Genomic DNA, 21,797 nt, shown 5'->3' on the forward strand with positions numbered 1-21,797 from the left:
CCCTATGACCCATCTCGCCCATTTTGCGACCGAGCGCGCACTTGCGTCTGTTGCCCCCATCCCGTCGCCCGATACGGCCGCTGCGATCTTGAGCGTGGCCGAGGCGCTGCAGCCTGACCTGGCGCAAGGTTTCCAGATCGACGCGCTGCGTCTGCGGCTTGAGATGGAGCGTGCCTTTGGCGGCTCCGATGCGGACGGTGCCTGGGAATGGAAACTGGCTTATGAGGCGGGCGAGGTGGCGCTGGTCCTCTTCCTGCGGAAATTCGGCCGTGCGCTGTTGGCCCGGGCCGGCTCGCCCGCAGCACTCTTGCCCATCCTCGCCAAGGTGGCAGGCCTGTTGCCCACGCACACCCGCCGCTCGGAAGAAATGGAGCGGTTCCAGCAGTTCAGTACACCGCTGCCGATGGGACTGGCGGCACTGGCGGCCGCGCAGATCACGCCCCAAGATCTCGTGCTGGAGCCATCGGCCGGAACAGGCCTTCTGGCGATCCTTGCCGAAATCGCGGGCGGCAGCGTGATGCTGAACGAGCTTGCCGACACCCGCGCTGATCTTTTGCGTCGCCTGTTTCCGGGACGTCCGGTCACCACCTTCGACGCCGCGCAGATCGACGATCACCTCGACGCCGGACTGCGCCCGAGCGTCATCCTGATGAACCCGCCCTTCTCGGCGGTGGCCAATGTCGACGCCCGCACCACCGAGGCGACAGCCCGGCATCTGCGCTCGGCGCTCGCGCGGCTGGCCCCCGGCGGACGGTTGGTCGCCATCACCGGTGCGGGCTTCGCGCCCGATGCGCCCGCCTGGGCGGAAACCTTCGCGCGTCTGACTCAGACCGCGCATCTGGTCTTTACGGGTGCTGTGTCGGGTGCGGCCTTCGCCAAGCACGGCACCAGCTTCGAGACGCGGATTTCGGTCTTCGACAAATGCCGCGGTGGCGAGGCGGGCGGCATCACAGCCGATCTGGCGCGCCTGATTTCGCCTGATGTCGCCAGCCTGCTCTCGCTGATCACTGCGGAGATCCCGCCGCGCCTCGTGCTGGCGCAGGTCGCACCAGCCGGGCAGGGCCTCACTTCCCCCTTTCCGGGATATCCCCCCCGCACCACGCGCACGGCCATCAGCACATCGCGCGCCACGCCAGCAACACCCTCCACCAACACCGCCCCGCAGATCGAGGCCGCAGACCTCGCCTATACCCTGCGCGATGCAACCGAGGACGGGGCCAGCACGCGCCTGTCGGATGCCATTTACGAGACCTTCCGGCTGCAGGCGATCGACATCCCCGGCGCCACACCGCACCCGACCAAACTGGTGCAATCGGCGGCCATGGCATCGGTCGCGCCCCCGAAACCCAGCTACCATCCCAAGCTGCCCGCTGCCGTCAAGTGCTGTGGCCTGCTCTCTGACGCACAGCTCGAGACCGTGATCTACGCGGGCGAAGCGCATTCTGCGCAACTTGCCGGATCTTGGACTGTCGATGAAACCGGCGACATGGTCTCGGCCGCGCCGGACGATGCCGCTGACGCCGCCCGTTTCCGCCGCGGCTTCTTCCTCGGCGACGGCACCGGGGCGGGCAAGGGTCGCCAGTCGGCCGGGATTGTGCTCGACAACTGGGCTCAGGGTCGGCGCAAGGCGCTCTGGATCTCGAAGAGCGACAAGCTTCTCGAGGACGCGCAGCGCGACTGGTCTGCCTTGGGGCAAGAGCGGCTGCTCGTCACGCCGCTGTCGCGCTTTGCCCAAGGCAAGGACATTCCGCTGACCAAAGGCATTCTGTTCACCACCTATGCGACGCTGCGTTCCGAAGAGCGGGGCGCAAAAAAGTCCCGCGTCGATCAGATCGTCGACTGGCTGGGTGCCGATTTTGACGGGGTGATCCTGTTCGATGAAAGCCACGCCATGGCCAACGCCGCTGGATCGAAAGGCGAGCGCGGCGATGTCACGGCCTCGCAGCAGGGCAGGGCGGGTCTGCGCCTTCAGCACAGGTTGCCCAATGCCCGCGTGGTCTATGTTTCGGCCACCGGCGCAACCTCGGTGCACAACCTCGCCTATGCGCAGCGCCTCGGGCTCTGGGGTGGCGAGGACTTTCCGTTTTCGACGCGGGCGGAATTTGTGCAAGCTATCGAAGCTGGCGGCGTTGCCGCGATGGAGGTCCTGGCCCGCGATCTGCGGTCGCTTGGCCTCTACACGGCGCGCTCGCTGTCCTACGATGGCGTCGAGTACGAGATGCTTGAGCATGCGCTGACCCTTGAGCAGCGCGGCATCTATGATGCCTATGCCGGGGCTTTCGCCATCATCCACAACAATCTGGCTGCCGCGATGGAGGCGGCGAACATCACTGGAGAGTCTGGCACTCTGAACCGGCAGGCCAAATCCGCCGCGCGCTCGGCGTTCGAATCCGCCAAGCAGCGCTTCTTCGGCCATCTCCTGACCTCCATGAAAACCCCCACCCTGATCGCCGCCATCGACGCCGACCTCGCCGCAGGCCATGCAGCGGTGATCCAGATCGTCTCGACAGGTGAGGCGTTGATGGAGCGCCGCCTGTCGGACATTCCCACCGACGAATGGAACGATGTGCGGGTGGACATCACGCCAAGAGAGAGCTGCCTGGATTATTTGCAGCACTCCTTCCCGGTGCAACTCTACGAGCCCTTCACCGATAGCGAAGGCAATCTTTCCTCGCGGCCCGTCACGCGCGACGGCCAGCCGGTGGAATGTCGCGAAGCTGCGCGCAGGCGCGACGCGCTGATCGAGCATCTGGCCTCGCTGCCGCCGGTGCCCGGCGCGCTGGACCAGATCGTCCAGCGCTTCGGCACCGATCTCGTGGCCGAGGTCACGGGACGCTCGCGCCGCATTGTGAGGAAGGGCGAGGGAGCTGCTGCGCGGCTCGTCGTCGAAAGCCGGGCGGGGTCTGCCAATCTCGCGGAAACTGCCGCCTTCATGGATGACCAGAAGCGTATTCTGATCTTCTCGGATGCCGGCGGCACGGGGCGCAGCTATCACGCCGACCTTGGCGCGAAAAACCAACGACTGCGGGTCCATTACCTTCTGGAACCTGGCTGGAAAGCCGATGCGGCCATCCAAGGCTTGGGCCGCACCAACCGCACCAATCAGGCGCAGCCGCCGCTGTTCCGGCCAGTGGCGACTGATGTGAAGGCAGAGAAGCGGTTCCTGTCGACCATCGCGCGCCGGCTCGACACGCTCGGGGCCATCACCCGCGGTCAGCGCCAGACGGGCGGGCAGGGGCTGTTCCGACCTGAGGACAACCTCGAGAGCCCCTATGCTCGCGACGCCCTGCGCCAGCTTTATCGCCGCATCTATCGCGGCGACGTGACGGGTTGCTCGCTCGGGGCCTTCGAGGATGCGACCGGCTTGAGCTTGACCGATGACAACGGTCTGAAGGACGACCTGCCGCCGATCACGACCTTCCTCAATCGCCTGCTCGCGCTGACGATCGATATGCAGGCCGTGCTCTTCGCGGCCTTCGAGGAACTTCTCGATGCGCGGATCGAGGGTGCTATCGCTGCCGGGGTCTATGACCTCGGGCTCGAGACGCTGCGCGCCGAAAGCTTTCGCGTCACGGATGCGCGGGTGATCTACACCCATCCCGGCTCCGGCGCGGAAACCCAGCTGCTGACTATCGCGGAAAAGCGGCGGAACACGCCGACCGCGCTGGCGGATGCGCTGGACTGGCTCGACGATCCCAAGGCTCGCCTTCTCGTCAACAGCCGCTCGGGCCGGGCCGCCGTGCAGGTGCCCGCCACCAGCCTAATGCTGGACGACGGCACCATCGAGCCCCGCCTGCGGCTGATCCGCCCGACTGACGCCAGCACGGTTCCGGCCCGGATGATGGAGGACACCCACTGGCTCGAAGCCGACCGCGCAGTCTTCGCCGACGCCTGGACTGCGGAACTGGCCGAGGTGCCGGAGTTCTCGGAGTCCACGCTGCACATCGTGGCGGGCCTCCTGCTACCGATCTGGAAGCAGCTCCCTCAGGACGAAACCCGCGTTTACCGGCTGCAGACCGATGACGGCCAGCGCATCATCGGCCGCCGGGTCTCGCCTGCCTGGGTGGCGACCATGCTGGCCAGCGATGCGCCGCAACTCACGGCGGCGCAGGTCCATGCTCTCGTGCTGGAGGGAAAGACGGTGGTGCGGCTCGCCGAGGGGATGGAACTCCACCGGTCCCGCGTCATGGGGGTGAGCCGGATCGAGCTTTCCGGTTTCACCGAAGCGGCCAAGGACCGGCTCAAGGCCGATGGCTTCTTCTCGGAGATCATCAGTTGGAAGCTGCGGCTGTTCGCCCCGACGGATGCGAGCGGCGTCAAAGTGCTGGATCGTCTGCTTGCACGTTGTCCCGTGACGGGACTACATGCACGCGGAGGGTGTTGAGCCATGTATTCCGAGACCGAAGATGTGATCCGCGCTCTGGCGGAAAACGCAGAGAGCGTGTGTCGCGCTTACCTTCCCGCCGGACGGCGGGAAGGTTCCTACTGGATCGTGGGCGATCTGCAGAACAATCCCGGCCGGTCGCTCTTCGTGCGGCTGACGGGCCCATTGTCCGGGCCGGGCGCGCGCGGAAAATGGCAGGACGCAGCGGTCGGATTGCATGGTGATCTTCTCGACATCATCCGCGAGAGGACCGGGATCTCCCGCTTTCCCGATCTTCTGGCCGAAGCCCGGGCGCATCTGGGTCGTCCGCAGCCGGTCCTCCCGGATAGGCCGGTGCAAGGGAAGGCAAAAGCCCCCGGCGGCACGCCAGCGGCGGCGGCGCGTCTGTTTGCAGCGTCGGTGCCGGTCGAAGGCACGCTTGCCGACACCTACCTGCGGGCCCGGGGCCTGACCCAAGGCGGCAGAATGAGCGCCCTGCGCTTCCACCCGAAGTGCTGGCATCGGGATGAGGGCCAGACCCGGAGCCTCCCCAGACCGGCGCTGATCGCCGCGGTCACCGATGGGGCGGGCCTGTGCCAAGGTGTGCATCGCACCTGGTTGGCGCCTGACGGTCAGGGAAAGGCGGCGCTCAAAACGCAGCGGCGTGCCATGGGTCACCTCCTCGGCAATGCCGTCAGGCTGACCCCGCATGACGACATCCTCGTGGTCGGTGAAGGCATCGAGACCATGCTGTCCCTTTTCGAGGCAGTGCCCGGTCTTCCCGTCTGGGCGGCGCTCTCGTCGGGTCACCTCGGGGCGGTCCTGCTGCCGGAGGGTTTGCAGCGCCTCTATATCGCCATCGACCGCGATCCGGCGGGGCGAGGCGCGGCAGAGAGGTTGAGCGCCAGAGCAACCGAGGTCGGAATTGCCGTTCGGGTGTTGGAGCCGCGTCTCGGGGATTTCAACGATGATCTCCGGGCTTATGGCGTGGAGGCGCTGCGCAGGCATCTGGCAGGGCAAGTCGGGCCCGAGGATCGGCAGCGCCTGTTCGGCTGAGCTGCATCGCGCAAGGGGCGGTTCGGGAGTGCGGGGCAGGGTCCCTGCAGTCCTGTCGCGGCTAGGGATCATCACCTCTGCCTCTTCCCGGGTAAATCTCATCCACCCGACACCCTCACGGCCTTCAAGAGATGGGCGTGCTGCCGTCAAAGGGTCCGCCCCCTCAAGGGCGGCAGGCAGGCTATTTCCGCCGCGGGGGACGAGCCCCCGCTTTGCATCGCGAAACAAATAGCCTGCCTGCCGCCCTCCTCCACTGCGTTCCGGCCCCGAAAGGCGGGGTGAAGGGGCGTCCCCCATGACGGCTTTCGCAGCCCACGAAGGCCGCGCGGGTTGTCGCGCGGATGAGACAGGCCCGGAGGCAAGAAACTGATGACGATCCACACTCACGACGACACGTATGAACCCGCCCACACCGCATCCCAGACCGCCCATGCGCTCGACGAGTTGCAGCTTTATGGCTACCGGCCCTTTGATGAGCCCGATCCGCGCCCGATGCCCGATGGGCAGCGCCTTGCGGTCGCCGTCGCAGACATTTTCGATGCCCTCGTCGCGACCCTGGAAGACACCCGCATGGAACCCGACCTCGAAGAGGTGCTCTGGGGCCAGGTCAACCTCTTTCACCGCGCCACGGCGAGGATTGAGCGGTCGCTCGACGAAAACGAGCAGGTGCAGCGCCGCCTTCAGCGCGAGCAGGACGGCTCTGAGGTGAAATCCACCGAACTCGAGCGCCTGACGGCCGAAGGCCTGACGCTGATCGAACGGCGCAACTGCATGGATATGATGCGCGATCACGCCGCCACCGAGTTTGTCCATCACACAGGCTCGGCCTGGCGGCCCCGCACTGGCTCGATGGTGAACCGCCAGCACATGACAGCAGCGCTCATCGACAGCCGCGACTTCCTTGCCGCCAAGCGCCGCGCAGAAACCGAGGTGATGTTGCCCGCAGGCCCCAAGGTCGCCCTCACCGGCGGGACCGACTTCAACGATCACCGCCTGATCTGGGGAAAGCTCGACCAGGTCCGGACCAAGTATCCCGACATGGTCCTTCTCCACGGTGGAAGCCCCAAAGGCGCGGAACTCATCGCCGCCAAATGGGCCGAGGCCCGCGGCGTGACGCAGGTGGCCTTCAAGCCCGACTGGACCAAGCACGCCAAGGCGGCGCCCTTCAAGCGCAACGACGCTATGCTGGACGTGCTACCCGTGGGCGTCCTCGTCTTCCCGGGCACCGGCATCCAGGAGAACCTAGCCGACAAGGCCAAAAAGCTCGGCATCCCGGTCATGAAGTTCGAGAAGGGGGCATGAGCCCCCTTTTCCCCTCGCGGGGAAATCGAGGTGGAAGAGCAGGCTTCCACCTGATATTTTGGAAGAAAGCCTGCTGGATCACGATATGTCTCACTCTGTCGCTCAACTTGAGGTGTTCCCGACCGACCTGCAGATGCGGCGGATCGATCCAGCCTGCAACATGCGGCGGTTTTACCGCATGAGCATTCAGCCCGATCTCTTTGGGGGCGCCAGCTTGGTGCGCGAATGGGGCCGCATTGGCGCGCGCGGGCAGATGATGATTGAGCAGCATCCAGATGAAGGGCGCGCCGTAACCGCGCTGATGAAACTTGCGGCGATAAAGAAGCGGCGGGGTTATGCATGATGCGCGGCCGCGGTTCGAAAAGCGGGCAGACACAGGAAAACGAGGGGGAGATGGCACTCGACACTGACAAGATCGATGATGCGGCTCTCGCGATCCTTAGCCTGACGCTGCATTACGGCGATCAGGTCTGGAAGGGAATCGATTGGACCATCACCAACCGGCTTTTCGAGAAAGGCCTGATTTTTGATCCCAAAAACAAGGCGAAATCGCTGAGCCTGACCCCAGAAGGGGTCGCGCATGCGCGGGAAATTCTCGCGCGGGAGTTCAGCAAGGCCGAGTGACGGGCGGCTTTGCGGGACCTTACAGTCGTTCGCTGCATCTGCGTGCAATTTGCTCGCATCCGCAGCATCGTTACAACGCGGACACTCTATTTTATCTGGTATTTCAGTCGTCGTTGAACGAACGCGGGTTTGGAGCCCTCCAGAATTTTGACGATGGCATCGTTGATGCGCGGGTTTTCAATCGAACCACTTTCATAGGTGAATTTGTAGTTGTCGGCCTTGTCGAGCGTCACGTAAAGAATTTGCTCGGCGTCGGCCCCGACGGCGAGGTTCGGGTTGTGAGTGACCAGTACCACCTGCCGAGATTTCTTAGCCTCGCGAATGCAACGCGCGAGCACGGTAAAGATGCTGTCATTGTCGAGGTTGTCTTCCGGCTGGTCGATAATCAGCGGTGTTTTTTCTCTGTCGAGATGCAGGTAGAACACCAGCAGCAATAGACCTTTTTCACCTGGGGAAAGCTGGTTCAGGTTTTTTCCGCCCAATCGAAGCTCATAGCGCGGCTCGAAATATTCCAGCGAGAAAAGCAGATCGTAGAGACGCTTAACGTCCTTGATCTGTTTCGAGATATCTTCCGCTTTGATGTCGGCAATGATGGTCTTGGCAAAGCTCAGGATGGTTTCAACATCATTCCAGTTCACGTCTATCATGCGCTTTTCCAGATCGCTGCGCCCCTCTACAGCACCGCGAAACGGCCCGCGCGCCGTCTGGGTCACGAGTTCCAGAAAGCGCCCCGGAAATTCGTGCGACGGCACAAATGACGCGTCGATCGATACATCGAATGCCTCCGAACTTACGGTTGCCAGCTTCTCTTCGACGCTGGATTTCAGGCCTTCGTAGAAAGAGCGCACCTTTTCCTTGGAGGTGAAAATCGAACGCGCGAGATCGTCGCGGTCGGAATAACGGGTATCAAGTTGCGCCTGCAGGTCTTCCTCGATGTAGCGGATACGGGCCTCCAAGTCTTTGAAGGTTCCAGGCTTGGGGCTCTCATCTTCCCCCATGACATCTTCCATCTTCTTATTGATTTCCGAAAGGGTCTGGAGGTAGCGCTGATAGCGGCGCTGCGGCGCGGACAGAGTTTCCTGCAAGGCCTTCAGTTTATCAGCGAGATACTGGTGGGCTTTGCGTAGAGAGGGGACGCTGGTGAGCGCGGCAAAGTCCGTGCCCTCGGTAAACTCGCCAGCGTGCTCGGCCTCCAGCGCCTTCACTTCGGCGGCAAGTTCGGTAGCCTTGGCATCGATGCTTTCGGTGCTGATCCTGTGGGAAACGATGAGGTCAATATCCAGACCAAAGCTTGTACAGATGGGCCTAAGCTCTTCCTTACCTTGCTTCACGTGAGCGTCGAGAGCGTTGATGGACTCCTTCAGCGATCCGAGCGACGTCAGGTCGGTCTTGATAGCCGATAGTCGGTCGACCGCCTGCTTGCCGCGTTCTGTGATAGTCGCTTGAAGGGCTCGCGTTCGTTCTATCTCCTCGGACACGGCGCGCTGCTTGGGCGTTTCTTCCTCCGGCTTTTCGACAGCCGCAGGTTTCGAATTCTCAAGGACGCGGTACTCTTCGCGCCGTTGCTTCAACTGCTCTTTCAACCGGGCGCTGGTCGAAGGATCTGCTTGCTGCTCAAGTTCAATGATCTCGATATTTAGCTCGCGCAGACGTACCTTTCGGGCGCTAATGTCGCTCTTGCTCTGCGCGGTCTTCAGGTCTTCGAGTTCTGAAAACGTCGATTTTCCCATGCGGTCGGATTCCTCCACATGCGAGAAAACAACCTCTTCTATCTCCTTGCGAAACGCTTTGACCTCGATCTCGTTCGTCAGGCTTTCGAAGTAGTTCTGGGGAAGGTACTTCACAGCTTCGGGCCGGAGCGCATCAACATCCTCATCGAGCTTTTTCGTCCGCTCGGTTCCGCTCGCCCAGGTCAGAGTTGCCGTGAAATTTTCGGCGTAGCCTTTTTGGCGGAACTTTCGGTTGCGGGCTTCGTCGGTCAGAAACGAGAAATGCTCTTGCTGGCGCGACTCCCCGAGGAGCCCAAGAATGTCGGCGATGGCGCTCTTGCCGCTCCCCTTGTTGCCAATAATAGCCGTTAGCTCGGGGTTGAAGGGTATCGCAACATTCCTGAACCAGGAGCCTTTGGCTCCCGCATATCCCGCAATCTGATCAATGCGCAGCCCCGCGATGAAACGGGTTGCATCCTGATTGAGCCGTTCCAACACGGTGGGATGCTCGCCGATATGCACGCGACCCTTTGGTTCAAAGAGCGTTTGACGGAGCCCTCTAAACGTCAAGTCGGCCTTGATCCAGGTCGGCGGGTATCCTGCCTCGTCGCCGGAGAGCCTGCCAAGATCGGCCATCGCATGAGCGTCCGAACCTGAATAGACGGGCTTCTTCTCGGAAGGGCTGCCGTCTTCGTAGCGGTCCGTACTAAGGAAATAGCCAGTGCTCTTGTCTGACCCGAAAAAAGCGTGACTGGCCTTGTCTAGCTCATCCGAGATCGATTTGCTGCGGGCGGATTTCGTGTCAACGCCGCGCAGACCATCATTGCCGGCCGCCGTGACGATCAGATAGGCCGTCTCGTCGGGGAACACCTTCTTGAGAGCCGTTTGAAGATCGGACAGGCTGATTGTGGCCTGTTCGTATTCTTCGCGCGATGTGAGCTCACTGCAGCGAAGGCGCAGCCCTTCCCGAGTTTTGTGCGTATGCAGATCGCTGAGCAAGGTGCGCAGCTTCGTTACGGAAGCAAGCGCAGGGTCGATCAGGACATGGGTGTGAACATTGCGGCCGTCCGAACTCACGGTTTCCATGAGCCGGAATTCACAATTCGGGATAAAAACCTTTGTGCCGTGTGGGTAAAGGCGCTCATACGCCTCTGAAACGGCCAAGTAAGAGTCAAAGGAGAAATAATCTGTGATCCCAAATACTTGAACGTCTGAGCCCTCTAGCACTTCGAGATAGGCGCGGAGATTTTCCTCACTGGTATCGCCGTAGCCATTTGCCAGTTTGGTTCCTGGCCCGTGAAGATGGAGATCCCACCGATGCCATCCCGACCCATCTTTCTTGTAATCAATAGTCATTGCTTTTAATCCACTTGCGCATAGAGGAAGCGCTTCAAGTCACATGGGATACATTGTACCGCGCAATTTTCTGCGACAAGCATGAATGACCGATCTGGGGAAGCCGCGCTGCGGCGTGCTGTAGAATCCAAACGGCGGCTTTTGGGTGAGCACGATGCTTCACCTGCGAAGCGGCCTTGCACGCTGCGGCCTGTCTGAATTTCGCTGCTGGGCTCTTTTTGACATGGGCAAGCCCCGCAAGCGGGGCCGGGCTGCTGGGGCTCCGCCCTGAATTCTGACCTTGCTGTCTTCCTGTGCCAATACGTCTTGGTCTGTCTCATCCTGAGCCATCCCAAAACGTTTGCCACATGGTCGCCTTCACGATCCGCTTTGAGCCCTGACGGGTCTGCATCCCTCTTGCAAGGCGGACGCTGCCGCCAGGCGAAGCCGAGGGGCTCTAGTCTTCGCCACTTGGCATAAGACTCCGAAGGGCTATGCGTCTGGCTTCTGGTCGAACAGAATAACGTGCGCGCCTTCTTCACTGTCAGGGTTGCCTACCAGCACGAACGGCATATCCGACCCGTACTTCTCGTAGAGACAGCGGTATTTCATCTGGCCGCTGAGCGGATCGCGCACTTGGTCATAGCGAAAGCTGTGCTGAACGCCGTCTTCGATCCAGGCCTTGACGCCATCGGGGGTCACCAGTGCAAGCGGCGCGCCGTCAAGCAAGATTGTCTCGCCAACGTTGAAAATCTCTTTCATCTCATGGGTCTCCTATCGGTCTTCTTTGGTAGCGTTACAAACCGTCGTCGCCTTTGCAACGATCTCTGCCCCGCGTGTTCCCTCTCTCGGTGTCATTGCCCCGGATCACAATCGTGTCCTGCTCCGGTCGCTCGCGAGCATTTTAGGGCTGGAGGCGGTCTATCCCGCGTCCTCATAGGGCTCGTACCTCAGGTTCGCACCGTCCGACGGCTCAAAGTCATCGGACCATCTTGTACGGCGCATGCCGCAGATCCACTGGAACACGACGCCAACCTCGACATCTTCACCGTTTACCGTCGCCCAAATGACTTCGACCGGGTAACCCGCATAATTCTTCATGCTCAACTCCTGACCTCCATTTGGTCGGAGCCGCAGTTATAAGGTGGCAGGTATATGCCTGTACCTATATATGCTTGGCCAACACAAAACGGAGTTTACAAACTTGCTTTACAGGCCTCTACATATTGCGCTCTTTCTGGGCGCGGCTTCATCGGCTGTCGCTGCCGAGTGGGAGATCGGCTTGTCGCGAGGTCTGGAGACCTATGCTGCGACTGCAAACGACGGGACTTTGCTCTTAGTTTGCGATCCTGACCGTGTCTACAACCCAAACGAGAGCCATGCGTACTTTTTGTCGCGTCACAGCGATGACAAAGCGCCACAACGCATTGTCTTTCTCGCGGCGACCGGAGAGCAGGCTGCCTTTTCAGTGCAGGACGGGATCGCAACGCAACGGGATGCTGATCCTGCCGAATGGGCACAGCTCATCGATATGATCGAGGCGGGCGGTCAGATTGCTGTCGTGACCGCACGCGATGCCTTTACGCTGGATCAGGACGCGCTGCCCGGGCTTCGATGCCGCTGATCTTTTGAGCGAGCTCTTCGATCTCGGAGTGCAGCAGCGCCTTACCGAAGGCGGATAACAGCAGCGTCACCCCATAGACGTTGAGCGGGTCATCAATGCTTGTCTGCAACGCCGCCATATGGGCGGCGTCGAGCCTGATCATCGATTTCATGAAGGGTGCACCAGTGCCTTTGGACTCGGCCAGGCGTGGTCGTGCAGCGGAGGCAACCTCATGCCAGGTCGCGGTGTCGCGCAGGTTTTGCATGCGGGCGCGAACCGCTTTGATCAAGGCACGCCGAACGTAGTCCGGATCAAGGCCAGATCGTTCTGCCAGCGCCTCAATCCGTGCCTGATCCTCAGCTCCGATGCGCACGTAATAGGTTCGAGACTGCCCTTCGGTGCGAGTGCTGCAAGCATCATCCGCCACCGGCTGGGTGGATACCCCCGAGTTGATGCGCGCCGTTTCAGCCGCGGCTGCCTTTTCCCCTTTCCGGGGTTCATTCTTGACCACTGATTTTACCGCTGGGCCTTCTGTCGCGACCGCTTCCGCCGTACTCTGATCGAACGCGGCATATTTCGTGGCGCTCGTGGCGAACTGCCGCGACCGCGTCAGCCTGTCTTCGTTCGAGACAGCGGTCCCGGACCGGTTTGGAATCTTCCTAGCCATTGGCAGCATCCACCACGGCCTCGATGTCGCCAAGGATCTCACTGCACAAGGCGAGGGCGGAGGAAAGATGCCCCGCCTGCAACCGATGACGAAGATCTTGTTCATAAATGTCCCGCACATATCCCAGTGGCCCGGTCAGCGGCATGCGCTGGATCGCGGCGAGATGGGGCACCGGCGTGGGCAGAAGTGGCAGGGTTGAAATCACCTCGAAGACCTCAAGGTCCTGCCGGTGAACCCTGCGTCTTGCCGCATCACGCTCAAGGTCATCGCCTGCGGTCACGAAATCGATCGCGCGTTTGTCCGCGTTCATCAATACCGCGGAAAACAGCGGGGCGGGGTCATCCGGCCCGAGGGTCTCGATCATGCGCATTACCCATGTCAGGGTTTTCAGGGCCGCCACGAAATCCGATTGTACCGGCACGGCCGGCACCAGGATCATGTCGCAGGCCAGCGCCAGTGTTTCGGTGTCGGGATGCTCGCCGGGGCGGGTGTCGATCAGAACCAGATCAACACCTTCAGCCTCAAAGCTGTCCAGCGCGTGGTAAAGGCCTTCAACGGTCTCGGGGGCATCGGCCACGGTCAAGCCCGTGGGCCATGGAAGGCGTGGCAGATCACCGAAGTCGGCGCGCGCGCTTTTTGATTCCCATTCGAGGATCTGCTTGTCAGCATCCGCATCCATGACATGCACACGGCGGCCGCGTGCCAGCATGGCGGACGCAAGCATCTGTATGAGAGTTGTCTTTCCCGAACCGCCCTTCGCGGAGATGGCCGTCACAACAAGCATTCAATGTCTCCATAACGTATATTTTGTGCCGTTATGGCGATGCCTCGGGATGGCGTCCAGACCTTGCGCGATACAGGCGTTCAACCTTTGGGTCGGACAGATGTGCAGCTGCTGTGGCGATGTGCTGTTTCGGCGATCATCTGTGTACGCGTTCGGTCAATCGGTCAGCAGGTCACTCACGCCGACCCTCATTGCAGCGTTCATTCTTTTCTCCATCGCGTCGTTGTGACAATTTCCCAATGCTGCCATCAGCCTTCGAGGTGTCGGGTCACCTGACCATCGACTATCCGTATCAGCGCCGAGGTAGTACGCGCGGTACTGCGCAGGCGTTCCAATCCCACAAGGTCTTCTTCTCCTTCCGGGAAAACCCCTTTGAGCATTCAACGCCAATGAAGGGATATCGTGTCGGCTGCGCCGACGTCATTCCCGCGCCTGTTCAGGATCCGGGCTGGGGTCCCGGATCGCGGCGCGGGGGAGGCGGTGTCCCTTCGGTCTGTTCGTTGTCGCGTGGGGTTTACAGCAGGCATGGCCAAGGCCCTGCCTGCTGATCACCGAAGGTGCGACAACGGACCGAAGGGACGTTGACAGGAACGGTATTGTGTATGACAAAACTTGTGCGGCGACTTATTAGAGTTTTCGTGTTTACAAAAACTATCTAATGATAAATCTTGCCGCCCATGTCGAAACGCCTCTCCACCATAGCCCGACAGGAGGTTCTCCGGCTTGCCGCTCAAGGGCTTGGCGATGGGGAGATCGCCGTGCGTGTTGGCTGCTCCCGACCCACTGTCGCCCGCGTGCGGGCGCGCGGTGTGGTGACGGATCGAACCACAAAGGGCCGCGTGCTGCAGGTTCGGGTGTCCGCCCGTGAGGCCGAAGCATTCGAGGCGCTTGTGGCTGAGACTGGCATGACCACGTCGGGTTTGCTCCGGCACATGATCCGTCTCTCATCCGGCATTGTCGCGTTTCGCCGGGACGAGGTCACGGCGCTCAAGGCGTCGGCCAATCAGCTCAATGCCTTGGCGCGCAATCTTGTCCAGATGCTGAAGCTTGCCCATGCGGGCAAGCTGCGGTGGAACGCGCGCGACGCGGCAATGGTCGGTCGGCTTGCGGATCGGGCCGAAGAGGTTGCCCGGGCCGTGCAGGCTTTGCGCGCGGCCTCGCTGCGCGGGTCCTTCGTCCGGGTGTCCGATTTTCGTGACGTTGGGGAGGGGCAGCGCGATGGCTGAAACACGCACCCTCCAGCAGGCGGTATTGGGCGAGATTCTGCCTCATGTGGGGCGGCGGTCTGCAGCCATGGCAGGCGAAGCGCGCGTATCGTCGGGCCGTCGGCGTGGCACGTCCGGCGGGGCAGTTGCGGTAATGTCCTGGAACGCGCTGCGGGTGCCGCAAAGCGTGGTGAAGCGTGTCGGCACGGGCGGGTGTCATTCGCCAAAAGAGTTACGCCGACAGATGAAATACATTCTGCGCGACGAGGCGCGGGTCGCAGCCTGGTCGAACCAGATCGGCATCGATCGTGTCTTTGGCGAGCGCGGCATGGAAAATGTCATTGCCGATTGGAGTGCTTCCTGGTGCGGGGCCCCGAAACGGGGTCACACCGATCACATCATCCTGTCCTTTCCCAAGGGAACCGAGGCGGAATTGGCGGAAGCCATCTCGCGCGAATGGGCGCAGGAGGTGTTCGGCGGGGGTTACCGGGATCGATATCGGTATGTGGCGGCCCTCCATTGCAACACAGACCATGTGCATGCCCATGTTCTTGTCGACAAGGTCGGGATGGAGGACGGCAAGTTCCTCTCGATCAGCCGCCATTCCGAGATCAGCTATGACATGATGCGCGAGCTGCATGCGCAGATCGCGGGCGAGCACGGGCTGGTGCTGAACGCCTCTTCCCGTCTGTCGCGCGGCATCATGGAAAACGCCCCGCGGGACACTGATTTGCAGGCGGCCCGCAAGGAGGGACGGGAGCCAGTGGTTGCCCCGCTGGATCCTGAAAGCCGCGCTCTGCGAGAGGCCGAGATACGCAGACACGCCGAGGGGTATCGGCAGCTGGCGCAACTTGCGGGGATGGGCCTGGAGGCCGACACCCCTCCGAATGGATGGATGGGGCGCATCGCGGAGGGAGCAGAGCTTGCCGCCACCAACTTGATGAAAGGAATGCCGGTGAAAGAAGGGTTTGCCGAAGGGGTTGATATCCCCGCTGCCGGAGCGGATGTGATCGGTCGTCTGATCGCCGCCCGCGAGACATTGCAAGCGGAAGCCGACACCGCGTGGAGCGCCATTCAGGACATGGCTCCCGGTGCCGAAAAGGTCGAACTGGAACAGCTCTTTGCGGGGAAGGCCCGCGAAATGGGCACGCTTCTGGGCCGCGACTTTCTTGCGGATCATTCTTCATCGGTGTCGCCCGAGCGCGATCCCTACAGTGTTCAGGGGATTGCGAGGCTGGCTGCACGGGCAGCAGAGGAGGGCAATCCGCTCGTCGCCGAGGCCGATGCTGCATTGGGTCATTTCAGAGCGGAGTTGGCGCGCGTTCTGGCACCGATGGAGGCACGACTCGAGGAGGCGGGCAGCAGTATCGAAGAAGTTGCTGCCCGTTTCACCGCACCCCATCGCAGCGAGGCGCAACTCGAAGCCTCACGCCCAGTGGACGCCCAGGAGCGCTCGGACTGGCTTGGGCTCGAACGCGACCTGCAGGCGCGCGCGCGTGATGTTTTTGCGGGGCTGCACATGGATCGTGATCTTTTGGCGGATCTGGCGCGTCAGGATATTCTTGACGCGGGGCAGGGCAGTCGCCTTGCCGACATCGCCACGCTGGACAAGCTGATCTCCGACGTGCGGCAAGACCTGCGCGACGGGGATATGGATCAGCTGGCCGCTGGCCGGATCGATCCGCTCATGGACCGCATCGAAGACCCTGGTCTGCGACAAGCCGTGTTCTCGGAGCTAAAGGCCATCGCCGCAGTGGATGCGGGTGATGACATTACCGGGCGCGACAGCGAACCAGCCGCCACCTACCGGACCCGGATCGAGGCTTTCGAGCGCGCCGAGGTGCGGGGGCGCGACCGGGACGATACCAGTGGCGATTACGGCCTCTAGAGGATTCAAAACATGCTGCATGCAATGGAAAGCCGTTGGCGGTATCCAATCGCCATCCTGCTCGGTCTCGGTGTTGGCACCTGGATCGGTGCCGCGATCGCCACGCTCTATCTGATGGCGCGATTTGGCGAAGACCTGGGTGGGTTCGATATTTTCGAACTTTGGCTGCTCAATCTGTCTGATCCACGGGTCAAGGCAAACCCTGCGGTGGAACATACTGCGTGGCTCATCACGGCACTTCCTGCCCTGCTTCTGGCGGCGACAGGAGCGACATCCGTTCATCGCGGGTCGCTCACCGATTATGATGATGCGCATTTCCAGTCGCGTCCCGAGCTCCGCCGCAACCGTATGTCGGCGTCTCTTTCCCAGAACGGCTTTCTGTTCGGCAAGCTCGGGTCACCTGCGTCCCGCGCGCCTTTCGTGTCGGCCACGCCAGATCGCTTCCCACACGCAATGATGATCGCGCCAACGGGCCGGGGCAAAGGGGTAGGCTTCGTTTTACCGAACCTTTTGCACTTCCAGGGCAGTGCCGTGATCCTCGACGTCAAGGGCGAGAATTTCGAGAAGACATCCATCCACCGCCAAAAGGCGCTGAACAATCAGGTCTGGTACTTTTCGCCCTATGACTACGTTCAGCCCGAGGGCAAGAACGGGCCCGTCCTGACCCGCACGCACCGGTTCAATCCTCTCCAGCGCATTGCCGATCTGCCCAGCCCCGAGCAGCAATACACCGCCGTCAACACCATGGCGGACTTGTTCCTCATCGTCGAAAGCGTGAACGCGCAGAGCTTTTTCCAGGCCGGACGCAGCCTGTTCGTGGCGTCTTGCCTCTATGCCATCGAGACCGGAAAGCCGACGATCGGTGAGGCGCTGCGGATCATGACTGGCGGCGGCAATAAAAAGGAATTCTACAAACGGGCCGCGATGCAGACTGCAAACCCGGTGGTGGCAGAGATTTTCCTGAGCATGGCCGACGAAGTGGACAAGATTCTCGATTCCTATGTCAGTGTGATCCGCGGGGCTGGATTGGAACTCTGGCTCGATCCGGCGGTGGACCGAGCGACACAGGCAAGCGATTTCGACTTCGGGACGTTCCGACGAGAGCCACAGTCGCTCTATATTGTCGTGCAGCCGGAGCACCTGAAAACACTGGCCCCCCTGATCCGGCTCCTGTTCGCCGATGCCATCGCATGTCTGCAGCGCGCGCATCCCGGACCGGACGAGGCACATCCCGTCATGTTCCTGATGGATGAATTCGACCAACTGGGCAAACAACCCCTGGTCTTGCAGAGCATCAAGACGATCCGCTCCTATGGCGGGCGGCTGTTTATCATCTCGCAGTCGATCCCCGGTCTTGAGGGCATCTACGGCGAAACCGACCGCCGCGCTCTGCAGGCCGGCGCTGGTGTGCAGATCTACATGACCCCGCAGGATGATCGCACCGCAGACGTGCTGTCCGCAGCCCTCGGCAAACGCACGATCGTGGGCAAGACCAGATCACAGGCAACCGTGCGCAAGCTCTCGGAGAGCGCAAATATCAGCCGTCGCTCGGAAGAACGGGCGCTGGTATCCCCCGCTGAATTGCTGCGTTTCCCGCTCGACAAGGTCCTAGTCCTGCCTGAGGGGCAATATCCAATCAAGGCGGATCACATCCGCTACTATGCGGACCGGCATTTTGAGGAGATCGACAAAGCACGGCAGGGGCATTCCTTGCCCTATCCTCCTGCTGCAGCGCCAGTCTCGAACAGGCCGAAGAAAATCACCCTCGAGCATTCAGAACCTGCAGCACCCGCGGCGGTCTCCATGGGCGACAAGGAATTCGAGACTGCGGTGCAGACCTACACAGGCGCGCTACAGGGATACGCAGAAGCCGCGAGGGCAAAGCCAAAGAAAACACGTTTTGGTGGTCGGGCGCGCTCTTCGGACGCAAAGGCGAGGGGATGATCTGGAAATCGAATGTGGCTGTGCTGTTCTGCCATGCGCCAGCTATGAGACAGATACCAATCGCGCCTGTTTCGGGTCATAGACATAGCCCGAAATCGTCCCGTCCTTGATCCGTTCAACTGCATCCTTTATCGCGAATATTGGCACGAGAAACCACTCTCTCGGAATCACGGGCCTACCAAAGCGATCCATGATCTCGATCTCGAGCCGCGCGGGCTCGAAGATGCGATGGATCAGGTTCTCCAGTTTTGTCCGATTGATGTTGTAGAGTTCATAAGTCGCAACCACCTCGACGTTCGCCATCAGAAACGTTGGTTGCAGATGTGCGCCAGCGATCCGCTTTTCAACGCTCATATTGGTGACGCCGATCTTGTGTACGAGGTCGCGATTTTCGGCCACAAGTGGATGATCGGATTTGCTGCGAAGCACATAAATGATCCCGCTCGCCTCATCACCGTCGAGTGTCTGATCGGAAAAAAGTGGCCCTGCCGATGGATCGGTGATCCGCCGTCCGGCGTCGTCCTTGTTCAACGCGCGCTGAAGCGAGCGCATCAGCATGTTGCTCTCGGTCCCGTTGTCGAAAATCACCCGCAGACGCGCATCCGTGCGACCTTGCTCGTTGGTGATGGTCTCGCCCTTGTCGGCGACATAGGCTTTTTGACCGCTGACAATGAAGAAGCGTCCCTTCTCAATCTCGGCTTTCATCTCGAACGGGCGGGTTTCGCGCAAGCCGCTATCCAGCTCTTTCTGTACCTGCTCGAATAAGGGTTTGAACGTGGCAAAATCCTCGCATTTCTCGCGGTTTCCGACTTCATCGGCAGCCTTTTTCTCGGCTGTCGACCGGACATGTTTCAATTCCGTGAGGGGTGATCTAGCCACTTCCACACCCAGTTCAGCGAGGAGGGCATCGTCATCGAGGTCATCGGAGTCTGACGCTGAAGGCGGAGGGGTGTCTGTTAGGAGACCGTGCTCGTCCAGTGGGCCCAGCAAGTCGCGACACTCCTGCAATTGACGGATCTGGTCAAGACGCACCGCATAGAGGCGTTCAAAGATATCACGATCCTCCCCGTGCTGGGGAGGCCGGCCATGCTCATCTGCAAATCGCAAGATTTCCTCAAAACCTGCGATGATGCGTTCTTCGCGTGGTGTGCGGCTGAACTGCTTCTTGACCTCGACCTCGACGCCAAGCTCAGCAAGAAGGGCGTCGTCTTCGTCGGTGAAACCCTTAGCCATTGGCAGCCTCCTGCTTCATGCGCGCGAGATAGGCGACGCCTTCGGCCATTTTCTTCTCCCACGGATCAGGCGATGTGATGGAAGGCAGACGGCCCCGCTCCTGCTTGAACTTGACGGCGCGTTTCGCCAGATCTCGCGCCTCGTCCGGTGACAGTTGCACCTTTTTCGCAGAGATGACGGCCTGGACCTGCCGAAGGCTTTCCTCGCTCATCGTCTTTGCCAGAATCGAGTAGGCTTCGCCGAACGGGTTGATGCGATCAATCAGATCGATGTCGAGTTCGCGCACGTCCATTGCGAATTTGCGCACCCCGTCGATCAAGGCGGTATTGCCGGTTGTTTCTGTGTCATCGCGGTTCGACAGCGCGATCTCTTTCGCCTTCTGGGTCAGGTTCAGCGCAGCAACTGCGTGTTGGCGCACCGCTTCCTGATCCTCTGCATCTAGCTCTGGGAACCTGGCACCGACAATCTTGCCCATGCGGACCTGCGTCAGTTCCTCCGGCACCAGCTCTTCGTCGAAGAGACCCCGTTCGATCGTAGTCTTGTCCTGAACGAAAGCTGTGATCACCTCATTGAGGTCCTCTTGGCAGATGCGCTTGGCTTCCTTGCTCTTGGGTTCGACCAGGCCTTTGATTTCGATCTGGAACTGTCCGCTGGCCTCGCTGAAGCCAACGTTCTCCTTGTTGGGGTCATAGCCGCCCTCGCCGTAATCGAACCCTTCGACAGGGCCACTTTTCACGGTCTTGGGTGTGAAGTTGAAACGTGGGGCCAGCACCTGCTCCATCAGCAGGCTTGCAGCGATCGCCTTCAGTGTATCGTTGACTGCCTCGGTCACGGCTTCGGCCGCGGCGTCGGGCTCCGCGATAAGGTTGGTGAACCGCGCTCGGGTCTTGCCCTCGGCATCGCGGGTGGCGCGGCCGATGATCTGCACGATCTCCGTCAGGCTGGCGCGATAACCCACCGTCAGGGCGTGTTCGCACCAGATCCAATCGAACCCTTCTTTCGCCATACCCAGGGCGATGATGATGTCGACATGATCGCGGTTGTTCTTCTGCGTGGAGTTTTTCAGCGCGGCGGAAACCTTGTCACGCTTGGATGGCTCGTCGTCCACCAGATCGGCGATGCGTAAGACTCGCCCGTCGGGCGTCTTGACCAGCTGAAAGCCCGTGATGGGATCCGCTCCCTGCCAATCGCCCAGGGCGTCAATGATATGCTCGACCTCGCGATGCTTGTCCTTGGTGCTTTCGCGCGAGTTCACGTTCGGGATGTGAAGGATTGTCTTCTCGGTCGGATCCAAAACCTTGAGGATGTCGTCCGCATAGGACCCGGAATAGAAGAAATACCCGATGTCGAGCGTCTTGAGGTATTTGTAACCATTCAGCTGCTGATAGTAGGTATAGGTGAAGGTATCGAACTTTGCCTCATCTTCAGGCGACAGAACGGCTTCGGCATCGCCGCGGAAATAGGACCCGGTCATCGCAACCAGATGCACCTTGTCGCGCGCGACCAGTGCGCCCAGATGCGTGCCCAGCTTGTTATCAGGGTTGGCAGAGACGTGGTGAAACTCGTCTACCGCGATAAGCCGATCATCAAACGATCCAATCCCGAACTTGTCCACGGCGAACCGAAAGGTCGCGTGGGTGCAAACCAGAACCTTGTCGTCGCTCGCCAAGAACTTGCCGACAGCTCCCACTTTGCCATCATCCCCGCCGGGAGCGTTGCACAGGTTCCATCGCGGTTGCACCGTCCAGTCTGCCCAGAAGCCGTACTTGCTCAGCGGCTCGTCGTTGAAGCTGGACCCGATCGACTTTTCCGGCACCACGACGATGGCCTGGCGCAGGCCCTGATTGTGCAGCTTGTCGAGCGCGATGAACATCAGCGCGCGGCTCTTGCCCGAGGCCGGGGGCGACTTGATCAGCAGGTATTGCTCGCCCCGCTTCTCATAGGCACCCTCTTGCATTTCGCGCATGCCAAGCTCGTTCGATTTGGTCGAGCTTCCATTGGCCGCGTAATTTACAGAGACGGAAGGAACCTGCTGTGTCATGATATTTTCCTTCTGAGGGGCGCGGAATCATTCGCTTTGGGGC

General features: G+C 61.0%; 16 protein-coding genes. 9 read left to right on the forward strand and 7 right to left on the reverse strand.

Translation table 11 applies throughout. The features are described 5' to 3' along the window. Positions 1 to 4: 4 nt before the first annotated feature. The 5 genes from R1T45_RS02145 (at position 5) to R1T45_RS02165 (ending at position 7,345) form a co-directional block, all read left to right on the forward strand. Positions 5 to 4,384, forward strand: coding sequence for a strawberry notch-like NTP hydrolase domain-containing protein (locus R1T45_RS02145; RefSeq protein WP_317389075.1), 4,380 nt, complete (start codon positions 5 to 7; stop codon positions 4,382 to 4,384). 3 nt (positions 4,385 to 4,387) lie between these two features. Then, a complete protein-coding gene (locus R1T45_RS02150) occupies positions 4,388 to 5,419 on the forward strand; it encodes a toprim domain-containing protein (protein ID WP_317389076.1) in 1,032 nt (343 codons plus the stop codon). A gap of 369 nt (positions 5,420 to 5,788) precedes the next feature. Next, entirely contained in the window at positions 5,789 to 6,721 is a 933-nt protein-coding gene (locus tag R1T45_RS02155) for a DUF2493 domain-containing protein (protein WP_317389077.1), read from the forward strand. An 85-nt stretch (positions 6,722 to 6,806) separates the two neighbouring features. Then, positions 6,807 to 7,064: a WGR domain-containing protein gene (locus R1T45_RS02160; protein WP_067296573.1), complete on the forward strand. Its 258-nt coding sequence runs from the start codon at positions 6,807 to 6,809 to the stop codon at positions 7,062 to 7,064. 50 nt (positions 7,065 to 7,114) lie between these two features. Then, positions 7,115 to 7,345 (forward strand): DUF6429 family protein, encoded by a 231-nt coding sequence (locus R1T45_RS02165; protein WP_238373073.1) that lies wholly within the window; start codon positions 7,115 to 7,117, stop codon positions 7,343 to 7,345. An 86-nt stretch (positions 7,346 to 7,431) separates the two neighbouring features. Here R1T45_RS02165 and R1T45_RS02170 read toward each other — a convergent pair whose 3' ends face one another. The 3 genes from R1T45_RS02170 to R1T45_RS02180 form a co-directional block, all read right to left on the reverse strand. Continuing rightward, the gene (locus R1T45_RS02170; protein ID WP_238373074.1) at positions 7,432 to 10,410 is read right to left on the reverse strand and encodes a TrlF family AAA-like ATPase; all 2,979 of its coding nucleotides are present in this window, start codon (positions 10,408 to 10,410) and stop codon (positions 7,432 to 7,434) included. A 471-nt stretch (positions 10,411 to 10,881) separates the two neighbouring features. Beyond that, positions 10,882 to 11,151 carry a hypothetical protein gene (locus R1T45_RS02175; RefSeq protein ID WP_009819899.1) on the reverse strand — a complete coding sequence of 90 codons (270 nt, stop codon included), beginning with the start codon at positions 11,149 to 11,151 and terminating at the stop codon, positions 10,882 to 10,884. 159 nt (positions 11,152 to 11,310) lie between these two features. Next, the gene (locus R1T45_RS02180; RefSeq protein WP_040179868.1) at positions 11,311 to 11,490 is read right to left on the reverse strand and encodes a hypothetical protein; all 180 of its coding nucleotides are present in this window, start codon (positions 11,488 to 11,490) and stop codon (positions 11,311 to 11,313) included. A gap of 70 nt (positions 11,491 to 11,560) precedes the next feature. On the opposite strand from R1T45_RS02180, the gene R1T45_RS02185 reads away from it, so the two are divergent. Further along, positions 11,561 to 12,013 (forward strand): hypothetical protein, encoded by a 453-nt coding sequence (locus tag R1T45_RS02185; RefSeq protein WP_317389023.1) that lies wholly within the window; start codon positions 11,561 to 11,563, stop codon positions 12,011 to 12,013. Here the strand turns inward: R1T45_RS02185 and R1T45_RS02190 are convergent. Continuing rightward, the gene (locus tag R1T45_RS02190) at positions 11,970 to 12,668 is read right to left on the reverse strand and encodes a hypothetical protein (RefSeq protein ID WP_317389024.1); all 699 of its coding nucleotides are present in this window, start codon (positions 12,666 to 12,668) and stop codon (positions 11,970 to 11,972) included. The genes R1T45_RS02185 and R1T45_RS02190 overlap by 44 nt on opposite strands. Further along, the gene (locus tag R1T45_RS02195; protein ID WP_317389025.1) at positions 12,652 to 13,443 is read right to left on the reverse strand and encodes an AAA family ATPase; all 792 of its coding nucleotides are present in this window, start codon (positions 13,441 to 13,443) and stop codon (positions 12,652 to 12,654) included. The genes R1T45_RS02190 and R1T45_RS02195 overlap by 17 nt, the downstream gene beginning before the upstream one ends. A gap of 677 nt (positions 13,444 to 14,120) precedes the next feature. Between R1T45_RS02195 and R1T45_RS02200 the strand changes: the two genes are divergently transcribed. The 3 genes from R1T45_RS02200 to R1T45_RS02210 are packed head-to-tail and all read left to right on the forward strand — an operon-like array spanning position 14,121 to position 18,480. Beyond that, positions 14,121 to 14,669, forward strand: a complete 549-nt coding sequence (locus tag R1T45_RS02200) for a helix-turn-helix domain-containing protein (protein WP_121066454.1) — start codon at positions 14,121 to 14,123, stop codon at positions 14,667 to 14,669. After that, positions 14,662 to 16,536, forward strand: a complete 1,875-nt coding sequence (locus R1T45_RS02205; protein ID WP_317389026.1) for a relaxase/mobilization nuclease domain-containing protein — start codon at positions 14,662 to 14,664, stop codon at positions 16,534 to 16,536. The genes R1T45_RS02200 and R1T45_RS02205 overlap by 8 nt, the downstream gene beginning before the upstream one ends. Before the next feature lie 12 nt (positions 16,537 to 16,548). Beyond that, on the forward strand, positions 16,549 to 18,480 hold the full coding sequence (locus R1T45_RS02210; RefSeq protein WP_168578273.1) for a type IV secretory system conjugative DNA transfer family protein: 1,932 nt from the start codon (positions 16,549 to 16,551) through the stop codon (positions 18,478 to 18,480). Positions 18,481 to 18,522: 42 nt separating this feature from the next. Here the strand turns inward: R1T45_RS02210 and R1T45_RS02215 are convergent, their stop codons facing one another. After that, positions 18,523 to 19,713 carry a GIY-YIG nuclease family protein gene (locus R1T45_RS02215; RefSeq protein ID WP_168578274.1) on the reverse strand — a complete coding sequence of 397 codons (1,191 nt, stop codon included), beginning with the start codon at positions 19,711 to 19,713 and terminating at the stop codon, positions 18,523 to 18,525. Beyond that, positions 19,706 to 21,754: a pseudomurein-binding repeat-containing protein gene (locus R1T45_RS02220; protein WP_317389027.1), complete on the reverse strand. Its 2,049-nt coding sequence runs from the start codon at positions 21,752 to 21,754 to the stop codon at positions 19,706 to 19,708. The genes R1T45_RS02215 and R1T45_RS02220 overlap by 8 nt, the downstream gene beginning before the upstream one ends. Positions 21,755 to 21,797: the final 43 nt, after the last annotated feature.

The organism is Sulfitobacter sp. LC.270.F.C4, from assembly GCF_032922545.1.
GTDB classification, from domain to species: Bacteria; Pseudomonadota; Alphaproteobacteria; order Rhodobacterales; family Rhodobacteraceae; genus Sulfitobacter; species Sulfitobacter profundi.

Coding starts and splice junctions, on each gene's coding strand:
- R1T45_RS02150 (WP_317389076.1), top strand. CDS start 4,388: ATGTATTCCGAGACCGAAGATGTGATCCGCGCTCTGGCGGAAAACGCA.
- R1T45_RS02170 (WP_238373074.1), bottom strand. CDS start 10,410: ATGACTATTGATTACAAGAAAGATGGGTCGGGATGGCATCGGTGGGAT.
- R1T45_RS02190 (WP_317389024.1), bottom strand. CDS start 12,668: ATGCTGCCAATGGCTAGGAAGATTCCAAACCGGTCCGGGACCGCTGTC.
- R1T45_RS02185 (WP_317389023.1), top strand. CDS start 11,561: ATGCTTGGCCAACACAAAACGGAGTTTACAAACTTGCTTTACAGGCCT.
- R1T45_RS02155 (WP_317389077.1), top strand. CDS start 5,789: ATGACGATCCACACTCACGACGACACGTATGAACCCGCCCACACCGCA.
- R1T45_RS02220 (WP_317389027.1), bottom strand. CDS start 21,754: ATGACACAGCAGGTTCCTTCCGTCTCTGTAAATTACGCGGCCAATGGA.
- R1T45_RS02210 (WP_168578273.1), top strand. CDS start 16,549: ATGCTGCATGCAATGGAAAGCCGTTGGCGGTATCCAATCGCCATCCTG.
- R1T45_RS02195 (WP_317389025.1), bottom strand. CDS start 13,443: ATGCTTGTTGTGACGGCCATCTCCGCGAAGGGCGGTTCGGGAAAGACA.
- R1T45_RS02160 (WP_067296573.1), top strand. CDS start 6,807: ATGTCTCACTCTGTCGCTCAACTTGAGGTGTTCCCGACCGACCTGCAG.
- R1T45_RS02180 (WP_040179868.1), bottom strand. CDS start 11,490: ATGAAGAATTATGCGGGTTACCCGGTCGAAGTCATTTGGGCGACGGTA.
- R1T45_RS02205 (WP_317389026.1), top strand. CDS start 14,662: ATGGCTGAAACACGCACCCTCCAGCAGGCGGTATTGGGCGAGATTCTG.
- R1T45_RS02215 (WP_168578274.1), bottom strand. CDS start 19,713: ATGGCTAAGGGTTTCACCGACGAAGACGACGCCCTTCTTGCTGAGCTT.
- R1T45_RS02145 (WP_317389075.1), top strand. CDS start 5: ATGACCCATCTCGCCCATTTTGCGACCGAGCGCGCACTTGCGTCTGTT.
- R1T45_RS02165 (WP_238373073.1), top strand. CDS start 7,115: ATGGCACTCGACACTGACAAGATCGATGATGCGGCTCTCGCGATCCTT.
- R1T45_RS02200 (WP_121066454.1), top strand. CDS start 14,121: ATGTCGAAACGCCTCTCCACCATAGCCCGACAGGAGGTTCTCCGGCTT.
- R1T45_RS02175 (WP_009819899.1), bottom strand. CDS start 11,151: ATGAAAGAGATTTTCAACGTTGGCGAGACAATCTTGCTTGACGGCGCG.